An 18870-nucleotide genomic window follows, 5' to 3' on the forward strand; every position below is an offset into this window, starting at 1 on the left:
TGCAGAGACGATTGCCATGACATCCAGAAGAGATTTTTTCAAGTTCGCCGGTATTGCTGGCGGCGCCGTTGCGGCCGGCGCGGTGAGCCGTGTCGCCATGGCGGCCTTGCCCGAGCCCGTCATTCAGACCAGCCCGAACACCATGGCCCCGCTGATGCCCAATTCGGGACGACCGTACAACCCAGTGGTGACGCTCAACGGCTGGACGCTGCCCTGGCGCATGAATCAGGGCATCAAGGAGTTCCACCTGGTCGCCGAACCGGTGGTTCGCGAAGTGGCACCAGGGATGAAGGCCCACCTGTGGGGCTACAACGGACAGAGCCCCGGCCCGACCATCGAGGTCGTCGAGGGCGACCGTGTGCGCATCTTCGTGACCAATAGGCTGCCCGAGCACACCAGTGTTCACTGGCACGGCCAGCGCCTGCCCAGCGGGATGGATGGCGTGACCGGTCTGACGCAGCCGGCGATTCCGTCCGGCAAGACCTTTGTCTACGAGTTCGTGGCGCGCCGCCCGGGCACCTTTATGTATCACCCGCACGGCGACGAGATGGTGCAAATGGCCATGGGCATGATGGGCTTCTGGGTCACGCACCCGAAAGCTAGGCACCCGCTGATCGACGAGGTGCAACGGGACTTTTGCTTCCTGCTCAGTGCATATGACATTGAGCCCGGGGCCGCTACACCCAAGGTCGCGGAGATGACGAACTTCAACCTGTGGACCTGGAACAGCCGTGTCTTTCCTGGTATCGACTCTCTGAACGTGCGTCTCAACGACAAGGTGCGCATCCGCATGGGCAACCTCACCATGACCAATCACCCGATGCACGTGCATGGCCACGAATTCGTGGTCACTGGCACCGATGGCGGCCCGACGCCCAAAAGCACGCGCTGGCATGAAGTAACCACCGACGTGGCCGTGGGGCAGATGCGCCAGATCGAATTCGTCGCCGACGAGGAGGGCGACTGGGCCTTCCACTGCCACAAGAGCCACCACACCATGAACGCAATGGGGCACGACATTCCCACCATGATTGGCGTGGATCACAGCGGCCTTGCCAAGAAAGTCAACAAGCTGATCCCGGACTACATGGTCATGGGCGAGCGCGGCATGGCCGACATGACGGAGATGGAAATGCCGATTCCCGACAACACCATCCCGATGATGACCGGCCAGGGGCCGTTCGGCTCGGTGGAGATGGGTGGCATGTTCAGCGTGCTCAAGGTGCGCCGCGACCAGAAGCCGGGCGACTACAAGGATCCGGGCTGGTACAAGCATCCCGCAGGCACGGTGGCGCATGAGTACACCGGCCCCATGGCCGAGCCCGCACGCTTCAGCGCCGAGGGCGGCCAGTCCATGCCGCGTGTGCGCAAGCCAGCAACGCCGACCGAAGTCAAGGTGCGCAAGCCCACTTCGCATGGCGAGCATTGAGGTTTCCCTTCAGTTATCAACGAGAGTCCATCCATGAAATTCACGCGATCCACTATTTCTCAATTCTTCGCTATGGCTGCACTGGCCACGTCCGGGGTAGCCTTCGCCAGCGGCACTCATGCAGGTGGCCACGGTGACGGGGGTGAAACAGCCATTGGCAAACCCGGCGTTGCCGCCAAGGCCGGTCGCATCATTACCATCGAAATGAGCGACAACATGCGTTACACGCCGTCGAACATTCAGGTCAAACAGGGCGAAACCGTGCGCTTCGTTGTCAAGAACGTCGGCCAGGTCAAGCACGAACTCAGCCTGGGCACCGAGAAGGAACTGCTGGAGCATTTGGAGCAGATGAAGAAGTTCCCGGACATGGAGCACGACGAACCCGGCAAGGTCACGCTCGCACCGGGCAAGCAGGGTGAAATCGTCTGGCAGTTCACCAAGGCGGGCGCCGTGAACTTCGCCTGCCTGATGCCTGGCCACTATGAGGCCGGCATGAAGGGCGCCATCCAGGTGGGCCGCAAGTGATGGCCTGAAGCGCCCACCACAGCTGGCCCAGCCATGGCCGGGTCAGCCCATAGATCCATCCATTTACCCAGAGGTCACCATGAACACCATCCAACGTCTGCTTACCATCTCCGCTCTCGCCATGGGCGCTGCCCTGCCGCTGGCGGGCCATGCCCAGGTCAGTCCCAATTCAGGCCAGACCTCGGCGCCCGCACCCGCATCCATGACCGATGGCGAGGTCAAGAAGGTCGATTTGGACAATGGCAAGATCACCCTCAAGCACGGGGACATCAAGAACCTGGACATGCCCGGAATGACCATGGTCTTTACCATCCGTGACAAGGGTCAACTCACCAACCTCAAGCCCGGCGACAAGGTGCAATTCATGGTCGTCCAGGAAGGCGGGAAGATGATCGTCACCGACATCCAGCTCGTGCGCTGAGAAAACTCACAACCGCGCCATCTCGTCGGGCGCGGCAGCCCTAGTCAGCCCCTCCACCACAAGGAGGATGCATCATGTTTCACATTCGCCATACCCTGATCGGCCTCTGTGTCGCCGCCGCCTCCGTGGGCGTGCTGGCGCACGGCTCCGACGAGCACAAGGACCAGGCTTGCTGAAACCGAAAGGGATCACCACGCAGAGAGCTCTTGGAGGCCAATGCTGCCCAGACCCGGTTGGCGGCGGAACTGGACGGTGCATGGGCCGCTATGGCCGAAAGCGCCAGGGTCAACCAGGCGCAAGGTGCTGAGCTGCAGCAAGTCCTTCAGGCGGTGGCGCAGCACAAGGCTGAAGCGGAAACTCTGCGCACGTTGGTCGCACAGTTCAGGCCACCGCAGAAGTCCGCTCGCCGAAAGCGGGCCAACGAGGCGCCAGAAGGTCAATGAATAGCGCCCAGCCATTGACGGTTGATGACGCTACGCAGGTCTTGGCGATTAGCGTCATTTTGAAATAAAAAACTTACTCTTAATAAGAAAAAGCTTATAAATTAAAACTGGTCGTATCCTGGCTTGCCCGCTGGAGGGGAAACTCTTCCATTGGGAATTGGTCTACGGAACCAAATCACCGGAAACGGTGAGTTGGTGTTGCATCCCGGACGATCATATGGCCGCTTATGAAACAGATCCGGCCTCTCCAGGTACCACTGCTTCATGGCCTGCATCGGCGTCTTGCTGCCCAGTGCTGACTGCGGCAGCTGGTGGTTGTACAAGGCCACATAGCGCTGCAAGGTCTGCTCCATATCTTCACGGCTGTTGAACCGGTGGGTCTTCAGAACGTCCGCAATGCGGCCATTGAACCGCTCCACCATGCCATTGGTTCTGGGTGTCCTGGGCTTGGTCAGCCGGTGCTCTATGCCCAGTTCCCGGCACAGTTGGTCGAACTCATGGTTGCCGCTGGGTTCGCGTTCCTTGCTGGCAAACAGGCGGTCCGTGAACTCCTTGCCGTTGTCTGTCAGCAGCTTGTTGATCCTGATCGGACAGGCCTTGTGCAGTGCCTTCAGGAAGGCCTGTGCACTGGCCGCCGTCTTGTTGGCCTTGAACTGCACAAACACCCAGCGCGTGGCCCGGTCAATGGCCACGAACAGATAGCGTCTGCTGCTCTCGTCCTGCATCTGGGGCAGGTACTTCACGTCCATGTGCACATAGCCTGGCTCGTAGGTCTTGAACGCCTTGTGCACAGGCTGTGGCTCCTGGGGCTTGAGGGCGTTGAGGTTGCCGGCCCCATGGCGGCGCAGGCAGCGGTCCAGGCCTGAGCGCGAGACATGGGGGCAAATGAACTCGCGCGTGACCGCCAACAGGTCATCCAGGGGCAACAGCAAGGTGCGCCGCAGGTGGACCACCACGGTCTCTTGCGCTGGCGTGAGCACAGTCTGCAAATGGTGCGCCGTGTGCGAGCGATCTCCAAAGACTTCACGCTTCTTCCACTTGTAGACCGTCTGCTCGGTGATGCCATAGCGTTGGGCCAGCACAGGGGCGGTCTCACTGCTGGCCGCAATCTCGGCACGCACTGCAGGCGTGGTGCGGGCGTTCTTGTGCAGGGCAATCAACATAACTTCACTCCCCGGGTGGATTGCAAGGACTCTATCAACTCTTGCAGGACGGCTCTGGCCATGAAGAGTGGATAGCGCTTTGGATCGATGCAATCATCCGGGATGCGACACCTACACAACTGCGCCTTTCCGATCTCGAACTCGACCTAGTGCGGCGCAAGGCATCCCGCGGCGGTCAGCGGCTGGATCTGACTGCCAAGGAGTTTCTGCTACTCACGCTCTTTCTGCGAAGGAAAAGCGAAGTGTTGTCTCGCACCGAGATTGCCGAGCAGGTGTGGGACATGCACTTCGACAGCGAAACCAACGTAGTGGAGGTCGCAATTCGTCGCTTGCGAGGCAAAATAGATAAGCCCTTTAACACTGCGCTGCTTCACACTATCCGGGGTATGGGCTACATCATGGAAGAACGCAACGGATGAAGGTATTGGACCAACATCGCTCGTTGCGTCAGCGGCTATCCTGGTGGCTGGCGCTGCAGAGTTTTGCCGGATTGGGGTTGGTCTGTCTGGCCGTCTACCTAGTGACGGAGTTCAACTTTCGCGACCGCCAAGAGGAAACGCTGGCGCAAAAGGAGAACGTCATCCGGCATCTTCTGGCGGGTGGCAAGGAGCACCGAGATGCGGAGGACCTTACTCACAAGCTCGACGACTTTCTGGTAGGGCACGGAGATCTTTCACTCGAAGTATTGCAGTCCGACGGAGTCGTGCTTTTCATACACACTCGGAATCAGAACGCGCATACGGTGCTGCGCCATCGGCAATTCGAGGTAGAGCGAGTCGATGGCTTGGCGTCAAGGGTATTGCGCGTGCAACTGTCGCTGGACATACAAACTGACAACCAATTGCTGCATCGGCTCGCAGTCACTTTGCTCGTAGCTGCGATCGGAGGCGCGATCGTGGTTTCGCTTGGGGGGGTTTCTCTGGTCAACCTCGGGCTGGCGCCGGTGCGAAGGCTGGCCAGTCAAACACGCGCACTGTCTGCGGGCAGCCTGCATCAGCGGCTCGATGGCGGGGAGCAACCCCTTGACTCGTGCCACTGATCGACCAGTTCAATGCGCTTCTGGCACGCATAGAGAAGGCATATTCGCAGATGGAGGGCTTCAACGCAGATGTGGCGCACGAGTTGTGCACGCCGTTGGCCACGCTGATTGCCAACAATGAACTGGCACTCAGGCACCTCCACCAAGCTGACATGCAGGAGGTCATTGCATCTAATCTAGAGGAACTGCATCGCCTGACCGGCATCGTCAAGGACATGTTGTTTCTGTCCCAGGCGGATCGAGGCGTGGGTGCACGCCGCGCACCAGTACCGAGCCTTGCGTCTGTAGCTGCAGACGTGTTGGACTACCACGAGGCGTCTCTGGCCGAGGCAAGACTCACGGCCGAAGTGGTTGGTGACGCGCAAGGTGCCTTCGACTCACCACTGCTGCGTCGTGCGTTGTCAAACTTGCTGGGAAACGCCACGCAGTACGCGAGAGAGGGTTCGATCGTTCAGGTTGGTTTCAAGACCATTGGCGAGGACCGCGTGCTCATCACCGTCACCAATTGCGGCGACACCATTGATCCGGAAATACTTCCCCATTTTTTCGATCGATTCTTTCGCGCCGATCCCGCTCGCAGCCATGGGCAAAGCAACCATGGCCTAGGCTTGGCCATCGTCGGTGCGATCGCCCGCATGCACCATGGCAAGCCAGTCGCATGGTCAGAGTGCGGGGTGACAAGTGTGGGAGTGGAGATCCGCGCCCAGTAATGTCGGTTATAGAGTGGCATCTCGTGATGCAATGGATCAGGACGTCAAGAAGTCTGTCATATGGCGAGAGCGTTAGATGGCGGGGTTGAGCCTCGGATGCTGCTCCTCCCACCAGAGGAACAAAACGGCACGGGCGTGTCCGAATTTTTGTGTAAACGGGTCGGACTTCAATTGACGGAGATGCGGTCTCCGAACTGAATGGTAAAGCGGGTCAGCGCGGCCTTCCAATCCCGGATGGGCATGGTCCACTTCTGGCTGATGTTGCGCAGCGCCAGGTAGAACAGCTTGGTCAGCGCCTCGTCGCTGGGGAACGAGCCCCGGTTCTTGGTCAGCTTCCTCAGGCTCATGTTCACCGACTCGATGGCATTGGTGGTGTAGATGACCTTGCGGATTTCCGGCGGGTAGTCAAAGAACGGGGTCAAGCGGCTCCAGTTCCTGCGCCAGGACTGGCCGATGGGCAGGTACTCGGCATCCCATCGGGCCTCGAACTCTGCGAGCATCAGTTCGGCCTCCTCGGCGGTGGCGGCCGTGTAGATACGGCGCAGGTCGGCCGCCACTTCCTTGCGGCGCTTCCATGAGACGTAGTTCAGGCTGTGACGCACCATGTGAACGATGCACAGTTGCACCACCGCCTTGGGGAAGACTGCCTCGATGGCGTCAGGGAAGCCCTTGAGCCCATCGACGCAGGCGATGAAGATGTCCTGCACGCCCCGGTTGCGCAACTCGGTGACCACCTGCAGCCAGAACTTGGCGCCCTCGGTCTGGGCCAGCCACAGGCCCAGCACCTCCTTGTCGCCCGTCATGGTGATGCCGATGGCCAGGTACACCGCCTTGACCCGCACCGCGCCCTCGCGCACCTTCACATGGATGCAGTCCAGATAGACGATGGGATAAATCGGCTCCAGCGGTCGGGCCTGCCAGGCCTTGACCTCGTCGGCCACGGCATCTGTCACCGAGGAAATCAGGCTGGGTGAGACCTCGGTGCCGTACATCTCTTCGAGGTGGGCCTGTATCTCGCGCACCGTCATGCCACGGGCGTACAGCGAGATGATTTTGTCGTCGAAGCCGGCCCAGCGGGTCTGGTGCTTGGGGATGAGCTGAGGCTCGAAGCTGCCATGGCGGTCGCGTGGCACTTCGATGGGCAATTCGCCGAACTCGCCCTTGAGGGTCTTCTTGCTCTTGCCGTTGCGGGTGTTGCCAGCGGGGTTGGCCACCGCCTCGTTGCGTTCATGGCCCAGGTGCTCAGTCAGCTCAGCGTCCAGGGCTCGCTCGACCAGCAGCTTGGTAAGTTGCTTGAGCAGACCGTTCTCGCCGATGAGGTCTTCGGGCTTCTTGTAGTTGGCCAGCAGGCCAGACAGCAGTTCTTCGGGTACGTCGTGTTTCTTGGTGTTCATTGTGCTTACGGACAGGCCGGCTTACGCCGGCGGTGGATTGTCCGTTTACACAAAATTCTGCACACCCTCAACGGCACCAGATATCAGCATCGCAACGATGACAAACCAGAAGGCACTTTCGGCAGGTTCGCGCCGATCCGCTGGTGACTTCTGTCTACTCGTGTGGTCGGTCCTACATCCTCCGCATTGGCCCCCCCGCGCAGGTCCACCAACTTGCGCTCCAGTTCGCGCCGCTCCCTGACAAAAATATCATCGGGCTGTCTAGATTCTGTTGGGGTGCGCTCCCTACGATGAACACATCTCCTCAACGCCCAAGCAAGGCATGAGAGATGCAAGTTTTATTCACTATCGCTAGGAGCTTCAACCATGATCCAAAAACGCCTCTCCCTTTCTTCCATGATTGCCGCCGCGGCCGCAGTGGTTACCCTGGGCCTTCCAGGGATTGCTTCGGCAGCGTACGAGCATCCCGCCAACAACGAAAAGGGCGTCATCGTTCACCCGGAACACTTCAAGAGCGATAAAACCCGTGCTCAAGTCAAAACAGAAGCCGAGGCTGCCATGCGGCAAGGCCTCCTTTCTTACGGCGAAAGCAACTACCCTATCCGCACACCTGATGCGGCAGGTCCAGGCAAGACGCGTGAGCAAGTAGTCAACGAGTTGCGGAACGAGTCACCTGCCGAACGCGACGCGCGTCTGCGTCTCTACTACCCGGGTTGATTGCCCACGTTTGGGGTGCGGAAAATTGCTTGGAATCCATTCTGTGGGATTGTTGACGTCGGCCTGACTAACCTCGGGACAGCCCAGGCCGCCGTCCAATTTCCCATGACACCCCGCCGCCGCGCACCGTCGCGGCGAGCTGCTGTCCCAGCCGCTGCTCGATCACTGGCTTCCACGGCACCAGGCTGAATCCCATGCCGTCATCGAGCATGGCGTAGCGCCCACTGGCGAGCATGACGTTGCGCCGATAGATGCCGGCCACTCGGTGGCCATCGGCCACGGGGCGATGCTCCAGGCCGGTATCAGCCGCTATGTCCTGCGCGGCCTGCACCACTTCCCGATTACGCAGCGTCGTCAGCAGATTGCGCACCAGAATCACACGCTGGCCGCGCTTCTCGGCCAGTCCTTGTTCGGCCAGGAAGTCGGCACGTTTCTGTAGCGCCTCCTTGACCTCGCTGCCAAATCCCAAATCGCCCAATCCCTTGCCCCCACCGATCAACTGCTGGTCCAGCCAGGTGGCGCCGATCACGCGGGCCTGCCGCTCGATGGGCAGGTGCGACTTCAGTTCCACCGCCACGCCGCCCAGGCGCTGTGCGTCGTACTGCCGTCCACGCTCGGGCAGATCGTCGGGCACCTTCCATAGCCCCTCGGCCACGCGCTCCACGATGCCGGCGCGGCGCAGGGCTTCCAGCCTTCGGACATGGGCCGCGACTACCTCCTGCGGGTCGCGCCCAGCTTGGGTCTGGCCCTGTGCAATCGCCAGATGATGGTCGGTGCGGTACAGGCCATCGCTTGCCAGCGCAGCGATGTTGTGATCCGCCGTCCGCACCTTGGCGGAACCGCGTAGTTCCACCACCGCGCCGGTCGGGTAGTTGCCGGGTTCGTCGCGGGCATTGAGCCCGACATAGTGCGCCTTGCCGTCCACGCCGTCGATGACCAGATAGCTCCGGTCTCGCAGCTCGTCGGCCAGCCCCTTGGCGGCCACGCGGCCAATGATGGTGCGGCCGTCGTCGCCCGGCTCAAACACCGCCAGTTCTCGCGGCTGGCCGCTCATCGCCCGCTGCATCGTTCGGATAATGTCGTCGCGCTCACCCAGGGCGCGCAAGGTTTTCTCGGCATCGGCATGGATGGCCCAGGTGCCGGGTTGTACCTCGTCGGCCAGGCCCAGGCGCAGCAAGCGTTGCAGGCGGCCGATCAGCAGCAGGCGCTGACGTTGCAGCTTCGGTTCGTTGAAGCGTCCGACCCGCACACGGCCATCGTCGCCAGTCTCGCGTTTCAGCGTGCGATCCAGGCTCGTCCACCGCTCTTGCTCCACCTCGCGCTGCAAGGTCTGCTGGATCTCCAGCTCGGTACGTGGCCCCAGCCATTCGGTCGCCAACTCGGCGGCACGATGGCGGAAACCATCGGCGATGTAGTCGCCCGCGATGATGAGGTCTTTGCCAGTGTCGTCGCGCCCGCGCACGACGATGTGCGTGTGCGGACTGTCGGTGTTCCAGTGATCGACGGCCACCCAATCCAGCCGCGTGCCCAGGTCTGCCTCCATGCGGCCCATCAGGTGCCGCGTGTAGGTGCGCAGGTCTTCCAGCTCCGCGCCGTCCTCGGGCGAGAGGATGAAACGGAAATGGTGCCGGTCGTCGGCGCAGCGTTCCTTGAAGGCGTCGAGGTCGGCGGCATCGGTTTGCGGTCCGTAGGTGTCGCATCCCGGATGATTGCATCGATCCAAAGCGCTATCCACTCTTCATGGCCAGAGCCGTCCTGCAAGAGTTGATAGAGTCCTTGCAATCCACCCGGGGAGTGAAGTTATGTTGATTGCCCTGCACAAGAACGCCCGCACCACGCCTGCAGTGCGTGCCGAGATTGCGGCCAGCAGTGAGACCGCCCCTGTGCTGGCCCAACGCTATGGCATCACCGAGCAGACGGTCTACAAGTGGAAGAAGCGTGAAGTCTTTGGAGATCGCTCGCACACGGCGCACCATTTGCAGACTGTGCTCACGCCAGCGCAAGAGACCGTGGTGGTCCACCTGCGGCGCACCTTGCTGTTGCCCCTGGATGACCTGTTGGCGGTCACGCGCGAGTTCATTTGCCCCCATGTCTCGCGCTCAGGCCTGGACCGCTGCCTGCGCCGCCATGGGGCCGGCAACCTCAACGCCCTCAAGCCCCAGGAGCCACAGCCTGTGCACAAGGCGTTCAAGACCTACGAGCCAGGCTATGTGCACATGGACGTGAAGTACCTGCCCCAGATGCAGGACGAGAGCAGCAGACGCTATCTGTTCGTGGCCATTGACCGGGCCACGCGCTGGGTGTTTGTGCAGTTCAAGGCCAACAAGACGGCGGCCAGTGCACAGGCCTTCCTGAAGGCACTGCACAAGGCCTGTCCGATCAGGATCAACAAGCTGCTGACAGACAACGGCAAGGAGTTCACGGACCGCCTGTTTGCCAGCAAGGAACGCGAACCCAGCGGCAACCATGAGTTCGACCAACTGTGCCGGGAACTGGGCATAGAGCACCGGCTGACCAAGCCCAGGACACCCAGAACCAATGGCATGGTGGAGCGGTTCAATGGCCGCATTGCGGACGTTCTGAAGACCCACCGGTTCAACAGCCGTGAAGATATGGAGCAGACCTTGCAGCGCTATGTGGCCTTGTACAACCACCAGCTGCCGCAGTCAGCACTGGGCAGCAAGACGCCGATGCAGGCCATGAAGCAGTGGTACCTGGAGAGGCCGGATCTGTTTCATAAGCGGCCATATGATCGTCCGGGATGCAACACGTAGGCTTGGCCCGGCTCGCCATCGCGGCCCACACCGTCGCGCTCGATGTAGCGCAGGTGCTTGGCGAGCGACTGCGGGCTGGCCTGGCGCTGGTTGACCAGCAACGTCTTGATGGTCACGCGCCGCGACATGGGCGTCAGCTTGGCGCCGGCGAAGCGCGCCGCTGTGTGGCCGCGCCCCAGGCGCGAGCCGGGCCGCTGGCCGGTGCCGCTGGCAGTGCCAGGACGGCGCACAACGGACTTGCCGCTGCTGGCCTTGCCCGCCTGCTTGAGCACCTTGGAAACGAAGCCCTGGCCGTGGTTCTTTGGGGCGCCGGGGCGGATGCGGAAATCGTCGTCGCGGCGGTCGGTCATGGCTGTGCTCCCTGCAAGCTCTGGCATGTCCGGTCGTGCGAAGCACGCGGACAAGCCTGCATTGGCGCGAGCCTCGCGCCCCACGCGGCACGGCGGCGAAGCCGCTGCGTGCCGCGCCACCCCCACGTGCAGGCTGGCTTTGCGGGCGACGAAGTGCCGCCCCCTTTTGTCTTGCCTTCCGCCTTTGCCCTTCGCTGTCGCTCCGGGCGTCGGCGGCCCGGCGGCGCCGTGCTGCTTGCAGCCAGCCCGCCGGCGAACGCAACGACGACCGCAGGCCGGGCGCGTTCGAGGCAAGACGCCTGCACGTTGGACGGCTGCGCCGAAGGCAGCGCGAAGTGCGGTGCGAATGCACCCGCACTGCACGCGCGACGACACGGCGACGAACAGCAGGACGACACGCCCGATGGCACGATGAGATGCACGGCGACATGCAGCGAATCGGCGGCCGTCATGGGCGTGTCTCCAGCCAGACCGGATGCGCGATGCCGATCACGGCGGATGCGCTGACCGGGCCGAAATAGCGGCTGTCGAACGATGCCGGATTGGTCACGCTCAACAGGAACAGCTCGCCCGGTTCGAGGCAGCGGCAAAGCTGCAAGGATGGCAGCGGCCGGCCCAGTCGGTCGGCAGGCAGCGCGGCGGCCACCGGCACGCCGTCGATGCGTACCTGCCCGGCGACGATGCAGACGTGTTGCGGCGCGACCGCGCCCACACGTTTGAGCAACGGAACGTGTGCCGGCAGGTAACCGCGCTGCGCAGCGAGCGCGGCACCGTCGGCAGGCAATTGGGTCAGGACGATGCTGCCCACGGACAACGAACGTGCCAGCGAGCCGGCCCGGTGTTGGATCGGATCAACGCGATACCAGCCGACCGGAACGCTGTCGGACGGGTTGTAGATCAGGCGCGGCAGCGGCTGCACGAACGCCGCCCAGGCCAGCGCAGCGAGGCCGACGGCGGCGAAGCCCGCCAGCACGAGGCGAGCGCGCGGGCGCGAGCGAGGATGCGGCGCGGCTCCGGGCGTGCGCGCGGTGGTGGATTGGGCCGTCATGGCAGCGTCCTCCCGGCCAGCCAGGCGGTGTGCCGCTCGGCGGTGTATTCGGGCAGCGCCAGGCGGGCCGCCAAGCGGTTGGCGAGAGTGCGCCAGTACGCGGGCGACACGTCGATGGCGGCGATGCCCTGCGCGTCGATGCCGTCGATGCGTTCCAGCACGGCGCGCACCGCGTTCTCGCCTTCGGCGTGCAGCAGCAGGCGTGCGCCGGGCCGCACGCCGGGGATGCGCTGCACGTCGTCCGGCGGCGCGCCGGCCTGCATCACCATGAGCTGCCAGCGGATCGTGCCGTAGTCGTTGGCTTCCCAGCGCACGCGGCAGAACATGGCACGCGGCAGGAACACCGCGCAGCGCCGCCAGCGGTCGAGCCGCAGCGTGCGCGCCGGTTCGCCGAAACGCAGGTAGAGCTTGAAGCGCGGTTCGATGTAGGCGAGCGATACGCGCGTCAGCAGCACGTTGCTGGCTTGGCCCGCGAGTGCTGAAAGTGACGGCGATGGCGTGGTCGATGCAGCCGCCGTGGCCGCGTTCGCGGCAGGCGCGATGGATGCGTTCATGGCAGGTTCTCCGTGCGGTTGTCGGGAAACTCCCGCTCCAGCAGGTCACGCAGCAGTTCGGCCACGGTCACGCCTCGCGTGAAGGCCGAAACCTTGATGCGAGCACGCATCGCGGGCGTCACGTCGAGCGTGAGGCGTGCGGTGTAGAGGTCGCCCTTGTTGAGCGCATCGGCATCGCCCTGGCGAATCCACGCCTCGGCGTGTGGATTCGCGGGCGGACGTGCGCCGATGCCGACGCGCTTGCTGGCACGCGAACCGTTGCGGGTGGTGCTATTGCTGCTCATGCCGGCCACCGCAACAGTTCATCGACCAGCGCGGCGATCTCGCGTGCGGCGGCGCTATCCGGCGCCGTCTCGCGGGCGAGCCGGCCAGCGGCCACGCTGTCGGCGAAGACGATGCGCTGGCGCACTTCGCTACGCAGCGCCGGCAGCGGCTGTTCGGCCAGCGATTGCCGCGCCTCGCGGCCGATGATCGTGGTACTGACGCGCCGGTTGATGACGAAGGCCGCGCGCAGCGCAGGCCGAAAGACTTGTGCCTCGCGGATCATCGCCACCATCTCGGCGCTGGCCCACAGGTCATACGGGCTGGGCTGCACGGGAATCAGCACGCGCTCGGCCGCCAGCAGCGCGGAACGCGCCAGGGCGGCGATGCGCGGCGGGCCGTCGATGATGACGTGATCGGCGCGGCGCGCCAGCTCCGGCGCTTCCTGGTGCAGCGTCTCGCGGGCGAGGCCCACGGCGCTGAACAGCCTTGGCAAACCCTGCTGGCTTCTGCGCTGCGTCCAGTCCAGCGATGAACCCTGCGGGTCGGCATCCAGCAGGACGACGTGCTGGCCGCGCATCGCCAGTTCGCCGGCGATGTGGGTGGCGAGCGTGGTCTTGCCGACGCCGCCTTTCTGGTTGAGAAACGCGAAGATCATGGCCTGGCCCTCCATGCTGGAAAGCCGGGCTGTTGCTGCCGCGTTTGTGGCCGCGTGGCGGTTGTCCACCACAGCGGCGCTTCTCTACCAAAAGTTAGAGAAATTAAGTTAGGGAAGTTAGAGGGCGATAAAACCCAGTGCTGGCGCGGGTTTGCGGACGATCGGCACGCCTGATAGCACGATAGGGCCACGCCTGATAGCACGATACCCCGCACGCCTGATAGCACGACACCATTCACAGGCTTTCCCGGAGTTATCCCCGTGCCGTCTGCGGCACGGGCCGGAAGGTCAGCAGCTCCGTTCCGTCGTCCGGCATCCGCTCGATGCCCAGGACGTAGCCGGGCAGCGACTGCCGCGCGACCAGCGCGCGCAGGTCGCAGGCGAAGTCGTAGGGCTTGGCGGTGCTGCCGGATTTCTGGTGCAGATAGCGGAAGTCGAACTGCCAGCCGTGCTCCTGCCGCCCGCCATGCTTGCGCACCAGGCGGTACAGCCACCGCTCGATGCCGCCGGTGAGCCGGAAATACGCCGGGTCGATGGTCAGCACCAGAGCGGCGTCGAGCACGCCGGCGTAGAACCAGTCCGGCAGGATCAGCTCGATGCCCAGCGGCGTGCCGCTGGCGTCGGCCAGCTCCTTCCATTCGTTGATCCACGAGAAGCGGTGCAGGCGCCGTCCGGTCGTCTCGCGGATGGACGTGGCCACCGTGGTCGATTGCAGGCGATCCAGCGCGGCCTTGAGGCGCTGGTAGTCTCGCAGCGACTTGCCGCGCCCGATGAAGCGCAGGATCTCGTAGGGCGTCGCGCGCATCAGCCGCGACGGGCGCAGGCCCGCGTCCTTCGCTTCCACGATCTGCGAGGCCGCCCATATCAGCACGTCCGCATCCCAAATCGTGGCGATGCCGTGCTCCTGCGTGCCCTCTACGCGGATCGTCACGTTGCCCGCGCGGAAGTCGATGGGCTTGACCCGCTTGGACTTGCCGAGCGAGAAGAACGGATAGGCCATCAAGTCCTGGCTGTCGCGCGGCGCCATGTCGCCGGGCAAGGCGCGGAACAGGTCGAGCTGTTCGCGCTCCTGCAACGACCGCTGCCGGAACGGCAGCGCGGAGCTGGACATGGTGATGGCCTGCCGCGCGCCGCCGATCAGCGCGCACGGCTGTCGGCCGAGTGGTGCTCGGCGTACTCGGGATCGGAAGTCGTCTCGAAGCTGCGATCGGCGGCCCAGGCATCGAGGTCGGCCACGGCGTACATGACGCGCCGGCCGAACTTGCGAAAGCGCGGACCACCACCGATCACGCGCTGCTTTTCCAGCGTGCGCGGCGACAGCCGCAGGTACTCGGCGGCTTCGTCGTTGGTGAGATAGCGTTGGGGCTGCGCGGCAGCGGTCGAGACAGTGGCGGCAGGCCGCAAAGGAGCGGGACGCATGGTGTGAACCTCCATAGCTTTCAAAGCTCCGGCCACACAGCGCAACCGGATGGAGGCAGTCTCAGAAAACCAAGCTGTCCTGCTCAGGGCCGTTTTGCGTCGTCCTCAAAACGACCCTTCTCAAGCGGCGGAAGCTGTGCTAGGCGGCGATAGCCGCCGCGCATCAGCGCATCGCCGCGCCGTACCAAGCGGCGTACCTTGGAGCGCAGGCCGCCGTCGCTGTACCAATCGGCTGCGGCATCGCCGCCGAACAAGCCTTCGGCCACCTCGCGCAAGGACGCACCCGCTAGGGTTGCGTCGAGCGCCTGCAAGGTGTGTAGCTCAAGCAGCGCGGCGGGTGCCGGCCTGGGCTTCGCAGAAGCCAGGGCCGCGCCGAGCGCATGGTTGCGCGCAGGTGCGGCGGCGCCGCCGCGGCGGGCATAGGCGACAGCCATCCCGTCTTCCAGGCCGGGCGCCAGCGCGAAGCGCAGGCAATGACCTGGGCTGTGCGCCATCAGCGCCAGCCCTTTGCCGTCATGGAGCAGTTGCTTGTGCCCGGCAATGCGCCAAAACGTGAACGCGGGAGCATACTGCGGCGGATCGGCGTCGGGATAGAGCTGCACCACGGCCACATGGCCGGGCAACCAGGCTGGATGCGCGTCGCGCGCATCCAACGCCGGATCTTCCAGCAGGCGCAAGCCCCAGCGATGCGCCGCCTGCTGCGCGGCTTTCGGCCGGCGATGATGGCGCAGCCAGTCGAGCCGGTAATCGGGGTTTCTGCGCAGATATTCCCAGGCCGTCCCAAGGTCGTCCAAGTGCAGCACGTACAGATACGCGGCAGTCGGATACCAGTGCTCGGCGCTGCGATCGACCATGACGCAACCTCCCTGCGAACAGGACTGGCCGCGACGGAAGAACTACGTGCTACATCGGTGTCATCAGAACGAAATGGGTTAAGGGAATAGTTGGGCTGTCAAGTCCGACTGGCTCCGATGCGTTGCGGTATTCGTCTCAATGCTGCGGCGGCAGCGTCCCTCCCGTGGGACGCCGTACAGGCCAGCCTGCCGCAGTCCGCGTCAGGCATCATGTCCGTTTGGATCAGACTGGCGCGGCTACGCCGCAAGAATCTCGATTGAGACCTGCCCGGTATGACACCAGACTGAAAAAGTCACAGTAGGCTGTGTTCAGTCCGGGATAGCCCCGTCGCGCTCGGCCAGCCGGGTGTATTCCGACAGCGTGCGCGTGGGCCGGAAGTAGCGGTCGCGCATCACGGGCTGCTGATGCGGCCCGACGATGCCAGCCAGCTCGGACAGCTTGACGGTTCCTTGCGCCGGCATTCCGATTCCCAGGTCGATGAGGCCCCAGGCGGTGTCGCCATCGGCGGGATCGAGTGCGGCCAGCAGCCAGGTCACATGCGCGTCCGGCGTGAACAGCCGCACCACGGGCACCGGGTCGATGGCCTGGCCGGCGGCACGAGCCTCGCCGTTGGCGAGCAGTTGCGCGCGCTCCGGGACGGTGGCGAGTGGCTGGGGCATGGTTGGCAATCCCACAAATCCAATGATGCACGGATGCGGTTTCACGCCCAAGCGCAGAACCGCCAAACCGGATTTACGCCTTCGTGTGCAAGCACGGATGCGCTTGCGTGGCTTTGCTGGAACCAGCAAATGCGGATTTCCGTAAAGGCACGAAAACGTAGAACACCAAATGAACACTATAGATTGTAGCCCTATAGGGCGCAATGGGCTGTCATCTTGGTTTTTCGAGGGAAACCATAGGTGGCGGCTGGGAACTCATTGGCGAAGGCGTTGAAGACAGTCAGGAAGGCGCGTGGCTTGAGCCAGGAAGCCTTCTCTGACGTGTCCAGCCGCACCTATATGAGCACCCTCGAACGCGACCTGAAAAGCCCGACCCTGCATAAGCTGGCCGAGCTGTGCGAGGTGATGGAGATCCACCCGCTCACGCTGCTGACGCTGGCCTACGCGGGCGACAGCCCGCACAAGGCCGACGAGCTGCTGGCGCAGGTGCGCCGGGAGCTGGAGGCGGTGCTGAAGGAGCGCGGCGCGGCGAAGCCGCGCGCGTGACGTGGTGATGTGCTGCGAACAGCAGCACAGCGCCCCGCCGCGATGGGCGGGGCGCTGCGGCGGTCACGCCGCCTGGGGCTTGCTGCGCGACCAGATCAGGTCGTGCGTACCGTCCTCGCCTTCGATCAGGCGGGCATAGACCGGAGCCGGGAACGAAGGATCGTCGAGGGTCACGGACTTGTATTCCCGCCCGGCCTCGCTGGTCTTGTTCCACGCCGCGCCGATGTCGTGGCCGGCGGCTTGGAGGCGGAAGTCGGGGGCGTTCTCGCTGCTGCCCTTGTCGTTGGGAACCAGCTTGACCTTGACGTTGAGCGTCAGGGTGCGCAGCGTGCCGGTGAAGCCGTCTTTGTCTGCGGTGAAGGTGCCGATGTTGGCCATGATGATTTCTCCTTTCGGTTGAACAAGGTTCGCGCCCATCGCGTCCTTGTTGTGATCCGGCCGGCGGGGGACGGGCTGGCTGCACCGCTTGCGGTCGAAACGCAGTGGAGAGCCTGGAGGCGAAAAGAATTTGCTGCGCGAGGAAGCCGCGCAGCGGCGGGGAAATTGTTTTCGCCGGACGGTTGCAGCCATGAAGCCCGAGGCGCAGCCGCGCCCCGCCAGGATTCACAACGAGACAAGGACGCCTTGGGCCGAACCGCTCCGAAAGGAGACATGGCCGGCTCGGCATCCCCGCCCGAAGGCTTCCCAGGTGCGCTTCCTGACGCGGGCCAGGTCAACCATCCAACGATGGGCGAGAACGCCCCTGCCGCACCTTGCGGCGCCGGTCTTGAGGCGTGGCGTGGAAGCTCCATAGCGATACCGGGCGGGTTGTCCGTGAACCGTCCTTCGTGACGTGATGGGCAGGAACCGCCAGCGTTGAGGACGGCACGCACCTGCACAACCTGCCGCAGCAAGCGCCAGCGTGTTCGCCAGCGTCCCGTCCATCGCGGCGGGGCGCTGGCCGGGCCGATCCGGCGCAGCCGGTTTGGCCGCATCGAGAGGCGCCAAGCTGCGCGCGGCGGGGATAGCCCGCAGGGCTTCCCCTTGGAGGCAAGCGCAGCGCCGCAGGCGCGAAGGCGTGAGGGATTGAAGCCGAATGGCCGTGACAGCGAAGTCGGCACGGGGCGCAGCCCGAAAGTCCGGCGGCGCATTGCGCCGACACGCCAAAAACAAAATATTGAATCGAGAAGGGTGCTATGTCCGCTGTAACATCAAGCTGGAAAACTGGACTGGACTCGCCATTGCATGCCAAGGCCCTGAGCCTGCATGTGATCTTCATGCTGCTGCCAATGCTGACCGGCGAGGGCCGAGCCGAGCACGGTCGGATTCTCAAGGAAGTCGCAGCCTTGTGTGATGCGGGCTAGCTACGTCCTATCTTGGATGATGCATGTTTTGATTTGGCCCATGCTGCTGAAGCCCATGCGTTGCTACAGGCCGGTGGGGTGACAGGTAAGGTAGTCGTGGATGTGATTCGTAGCTGATCGGAGATTGGTTGTCGCCACCAGTTTTTGAGGGCCTCGTACTGGACTGCGGCGCTTCTAACTCCGCCGTCTGAGCTGCTGCGAAGGCGGCGGAGTTCTGATTTGGCTGTTGGCTTGGAACACCGGGCGCGGCTACTGCCGCGCTCGGATTTTTGCGTCCACCGCGCCCAGGGTGGAACGGCCTAGGCGCGGTGCCGATCGTGGCTATTCCTTCGTTTCGATAAGCCACCACACGGCACGCGGCAAGGCGCGGCCCGTGATGGGATGAATGTCGGTGAGGCCGGCGCGGGCCGACCAACCCGAGGGCGGGCGTTAGCCGCGCACGTCGCCTGCGCCGTGCCAGCGGCGGGCGCGTGCCTTGCCGGGGGCGTAGATCGCCGCCATGCGCGGGCGGCTGTTGGTGATGTGGGTCATGGGGCCTCTCCTTCCAGCGAAGCGCCCCGGT

20 protein-coding genes and 4 pseudogenes are annotated in these 18870 nt (G+C 63.8%); 10 read left to right on the forward strand and 14 right to left on the reverse strand.

Annotated elements, in window-relative coordinates:
• The first annotated feature begins 16 nt into the window (after positions 1-16).
• The 3 genes from PCQ86_RS07565 (at position 17) to PCQ86_RS07575 (ending at position 2375) form a co-directional block, all read left to right on the forward strand.
• A complete protein-coding gene (locus PCQ86_RS07565) occupies positions 17-1429 on the forward strand; it encodes a multicopper oxidase family protein (protein WP_005794621.1) in 1413 nt (470 codons plus the stop codon).
• A 33-nt stretch (positions 1430-1462) separates the two neighbouring features.
• A complete protein-coding gene (locus PCQ86_RS07570; RefSeq protein WP_011805845.1) occupies positions 1463-1954 on the forward strand; it encodes a cupredoxin domain-containing protein in 492 nt (163 codons plus the stop codon).
• Positions 1955-2033: 79 nt separating this feature from the next.
• Positions 2034-2375: a copper-binding protein gene (locus tag PCQ86_RS07575; RefSeq protein WP_011805844.1), complete on the forward strand. Its 342-nt coding sequence runs from the start codon at positions 2034-2036 to the stop codon at positions 2373-2375.
• Between the two features lie 544 nt (positions 2376-2919).
• Here the strand turns inward: PCQ86_RS07575 and PCQ86_RS07580 are convergent.
• A complete protein-coding gene (locus PCQ86_RS07580) occupies positions 2920-3981 on the reverse strand; it encodes an IS481-like element ISAisp3 family transposase (RefSeq protein ID WP_270175151.1) in 1062 nt (353 codons plus the stop codon).
• A gap of 104 nt (positions 3982-4085) precedes the next feature.
• Between PCQ86_RS07580 and PCQ86_RS07585 the strand changes: the two are divergent.
• A pseudogene (locus PCQ86_RS07585) lies at positions 4086-4400 on the forward strand (winged helix-turn-helix domain-containing protein); the annotation flags it as partial.
• Positions 4397-5730, forward strand: a pseudogene (locus PCQ86_RS07590) (heavy metal sensor histidine kinase). The pseudogenes PCQ86_RS07585 and PCQ86_RS07590, both read left to right, overlap by 4 nt.
• A gap of 167 nt (positions 5731-5897) precedes the next feature.
• Here PCQ86_RS07590 and PCQ86_RS07595 read toward each other — a convergent pair.
• Positions 5898-7124 carry an IS256 family transposase gene (locus PCQ86_RS07595; RefSeq protein WP_011805843.1) on the reverse strand — a complete coding sequence of 409 codons (1227 nt, stop codon included), beginning with the start codon at positions 7122-7124 and terminating at the stop codon, positions 5898-5900.
• A gap of 366 nt (positions 7125-7490) precedes the next feature.
• Between PCQ86_RS07595 and PCQ86_RS07600 the strand changes: the two genes are divergently transcribed.
• Complete coding sequence (locus tag PCQ86_RS07600) at positions 7491-7841, forward strand: DUF4148 domain-containing protein (protein ID WP_005793691.1); 351 nt, start codon at positions 7491-7493, stop codon at positions 7839-7841.
• A gap of 67 nt (positions 7842-7908) precedes the next feature.
• Here PCQ86_RS07600 and PCQ86_RS07605 read toward each other — a convergent pair whose 3' ends face one another.
• On the reverse strand, positions 7909-9564 hold the full coding sequence (locus PCQ86_RS07605; protein ID WP_270175152.1) for a relaxase/mobilization nuclease and DUF3363 domain-containing protein: 1656 nt from the start codon (positions 9562-9564) through the stop codon (positions 7909-7911).
• A gap of 79 nt (positions 9565-9643) precedes the next feature.
• Here PCQ86_RS07605 and PCQ86_RS07610 point away from each other — a divergent pair, with 79 nt between their 5' ends.
• Complete coding sequence (locus tag PCQ86_RS07610; RefSeq protein WP_011805842.1) at positions 9644-10615, forward strand: IS481-like element ISAisp3 family transposase; 972 nt, start codon at positions 9644-9646, stop codon at positions 10613-10615.
• Here the strand turns inward: PCQ86_RS07610 and PCQ86_RS07615 are convergent.
• The 9 genes and pseudogenes from PCQ86_RS07615 to PCQ86_RS07655 all read right to left on the reverse strand — a co-directional run.
• Positions 10612-10965 (reverse strand): annotated as a pseudogene (locus PCQ86_RS07615) (type VI secretion protein); the annotation flags it as partial. The gene PCQ86_RS07610 and the pseudogene PCQ86_RS07615 overlap by 4 nt on opposite strands.
• A gap of 448 nt (positions 10966-11413) precedes the next feature.
• Positions 11414-12013: a S26 family signal peptidase gene (locus PCQ86_RS07620; protein ID WP_011805841.1), complete on the reverse strand. Its 600-nt coding sequence runs from the start codon at positions 12011-12013 to the stop codon at positions 11414-11416.
• The gene (locus PCQ86_RS07625) at positions 12010-12567 is read right to left on the reverse strand and encodes a DUF2840 domain-containing protein (protein WP_011805840.1); all 558 of its coding nucleotides are present in this window, start codon (positions 12565-12567) and stop codon (positions 12010-12012) included. Before PCQ86_RS07625 ends, PCQ86_RS07620 begins: the two co-directional genes overlap by 4 nt.
• On the reverse strand, positions 12564-12851 hold the full coding sequence (locus tag PCQ86_RS07630) for a hypothetical protein (RefSeq protein ID WP_011805839.1): 288 nt from the start codon (positions 12849-12851) through the stop codon (positions 12564-12566). The genes PCQ86_RS07625 and PCQ86_RS07630 overlap by 4 nt, the downstream gene beginning before the upstream one ends.
• Positions 12848-13486, reverse strand: a complete 639-nt coding sequence (gene parA, locus PCQ86_RS07635) for a ParA family partition ATPase (protein WP_011805838.1) — start codon at positions 13484-13486, stop codon at positions 12848-12850. The genes PCQ86_RS07630 and parA overlap by 4 nt, the downstream gene beginning before the upstream one ends.
• A 253-nt stretch (positions 13487-13739) precedes the next feature.
• On the reverse strand, positions 13740-14597 hold the full coding sequence (locus tag PCQ86_RS07640) for a replication initiator protein A (protein ID WP_270175153.1): 858 nt from the start codon (positions 14595-14597) through the stop codon (positions 13740-13742).
• Between the two features lie 26 nt (positions 14598-14623).
• Positions 14624-14905, reverse strand: coding sequence for a helix-turn-helix transcriptional regulator (locus PCQ86_RS07645; protein WP_003107109.1), 282 nt, complete (start codon positions 14903-14905; stop codon positions 14624-14626).
• Between the two features lie 83 nt (positions 14906-14988).
• On the reverse strand, positions 14989-15759 hold the full coding sequence (locus PCQ86_RS07650) for a DUF2285 domain-containing protein (protein WP_023114173.1): 771 nt from the start codon (positions 15757-15759) through the stop codon (positions 14989-14991).
• A gap of 309 nt (positions 15760-16068) precedes the next feature.
• Positions 16069-16419, reverse strand: coding sequence for a DUF2958 domain-containing protein (locus tag PCQ86_RS07655; RefSeq protein WP_023103962.1), 351 nt, complete (start codon positions 16417-16419; stop codon positions 16069-16071).
• Between the two features lie 240 nt (positions 16420-16659).
• On the opposite strand from PCQ86_RS07655, the gene PCQ86_RS07660 reads away from it, so the two are divergent.
• On the forward strand, positions 16660-16965 hold the full coding sequence (locus tag PCQ86_RS07660) for a helix-turn-helix domain-containing protein (RefSeq protein WP_023103963.1): 306 nt from the start codon (positions 16660-16662) through the stop codon (positions 16963-16965).
• A gap of 63 nt (positions 16966-17028) precedes the next feature.
• On the opposite strand, the gene PCQ86_RS07665 is transcribed toward PCQ86_RS07660, so the two are convergent.
• The gene (locus PCQ86_RS07665; RefSeq protein WP_023103964.1) at positions 17029-17343 is read right to left on the reverse strand and encodes a DUF736 domain-containing protein; all 315 of its coding nucleotides are present in this window, start codon (positions 17341-17343) and stop codon (positions 17029-17031) included.
• 797 nt (positions 17344-18140) lie between these two features.
• Between PCQ86_RS07665 and PCQ86_RS07670 the strand changes: the two genes are divergently transcribed.
• Together PCQ86_RS07670 and PCQ86_RS19855 are read left to right on the forward strand one after the other, a co-directional pair.
• Complete coding sequence (locus tag PCQ86_RS07670; protein ID WP_172734558.1) at positions 18141-18308, forward strand: hypothetical protein; 168 nt, start codon at positions 18141-18143, stop codon at positions 18306-18308.
• Positions 18309-18320: 12 nt separating this feature from the next.
• Positions 18321-18425 (forward strand): hypothetical protein, encoded by a 105-nt coding sequence (locus PCQ86_RS19855; RefSeq protein WP_172734557.1) that lies wholly within the window; start codon positions 18321-18323, stop codon positions 18423-18425.
• A gap of 204 nt (positions 18426-18629) precedes the next feature.
• Here PCQ86_RS19855 and PCQ86_RS07675 read toward each other — a convergent pair.
• Positions 18630-18839 (reverse strand): annotated as a pseudogene (locus PCQ86_RS07675) (hypothetical protein).
• Positions 18840-18870: the final 31 nt, after the last annotated feature.

It is taken from the genome of Diaphorobacter sp. ED-3, assembly GCF_027625375.1.
Taxonomy (GTDB): domain Bacteria; phylum Pseudomonadota; class Gammaproteobacteria; order Burkholderiales; family Burkholderiaceae_C; genus Diaphorobacter; species Diaphorobacter nitroreducens.

Excerpts from the sequence above, each read along its gene's own strand:
- PCQ86_RS07565 (WP_005794621.1), top strand. The coding sequence starts at position 17 with ATGACATCCAGAAGAGATTTTTTCAAGTTCGCCGGTATTGCTGGCGGC.
- PCQ86_RS07570 (WP_011805845.1), top strand. The coding sequence starts at position 1,463 with ATGAAATTCACGCGATCCACTATTTCTCAATTCTTCGCTATGGCTGCA.
- PCQ86_RS07575 (WP_011805844.1), top strand. The coding sequence starts at position 2,034 with ATGAACACCATCCAACGTCTGCTTACCATCTCCGCTCTCGCCATGGGC.
- PCQ86_RS07580 (WP_270175151.1), bottom strand. The coding sequence starts at position 3,981 with ATGTTGATTGCCCTGCACAAGAACGCCCGCACCACGCCTGCAGTGCGT.
- PCQ86_RS07595 (WP_011805843.1), bottom strand. The coding sequence starts at position 7,124 with ATGAACACCAAGAAACACGACGTACCCGAAGAACTGCTGTCTGGCCTG.
- PCQ86_RS07600 (WP_005793691.1), top strand. The coding sequence starts at position 7,491 with ATGATCCAAAAACGCCTCTCCCTTTCTTCCATGATTGCCGCCGCGGCC.
- PCQ86_RS07610 (WP_011805842.1), top strand. The coding sequence starts at position 9,644 with ATGTTGATTGCCCTGCACAAGAACGCCCGCACCACGCCTGCAGTGCGT.
- PCQ86_RS07620 (WP_011805841.1), bottom strand. The coding sequence starts at position 12,013 with ATGACGGCCCAATCCACCACCGCGCGCACGCCCGGAGCCGCGCCGCAT.
- PCQ86_RS07625 (WP_011805840.1), bottom strand. The coding sequence starts at position 12,567 with ATGAACGCATCCATCGCGCCTGCCGCGAACGCGGCCACGGCGGCTGCA.
- PCQ86_RS07630 (WP_011805839.1), bottom strand. The coding sequence starts at position 12,851 with ATGAGCAGCAATAGCACCACCCGCAACGGTTCGCGTGCCAGCAAGCGC.
- parA (WP_011805838.1), bottom strand. The coding sequence starts at position 13,486 with ATGATCTTCGCGTTTCTCAACCAGAAAGGCGGCGTCGGCAAGACCACG.
- PCQ86_RS07640 (WP_270175153.1), bottom strand. The coding sequence starts at position 14,597 with ATGTCCAGCTCCGCGCTGCCGTTCCGGCAGCGGTCGTTGCAGGAGCGC.
- PCQ86_RS07645 (WP_003107109.1), bottom strand. The coding sequence starts at position 14,905 with ATGCGTCCCGCTCCTTTGCGGCCTGCCGCCACTGTCTCGACCGCTGCC.
- PCQ86_RS07650 (WP_023114173.1), bottom strand. The coding sequence starts at position 15,759 with ATGGTCGATCGCAGCGCCGAGCACTGGTATCCGACTGCCGCGTATCTG.
- PCQ86_RS07655 (WP_023103962.1), bottom strand. The coding sequence starts at position 16,419 with ATGCCCCAGCCACTCGCCACCGTCCCGGAGCGCGCGCAACTGCTCGCC.
- PCQ86_RS07665 (WP_023103964.1), bottom strand. The coding sequence starts at position 17,343 with ATGGCCAACATCGGCACCTTCACCGCAGACAAAGACGGCTTCACCGGC.
- PCQ86_RS07670 (WP_172734558.1), top strand. The coding sequence starts at position 18,141 with ATGTCCGCTGTAACATCAAGCTGGAAAACTGGACTGGACTCGCCATTG.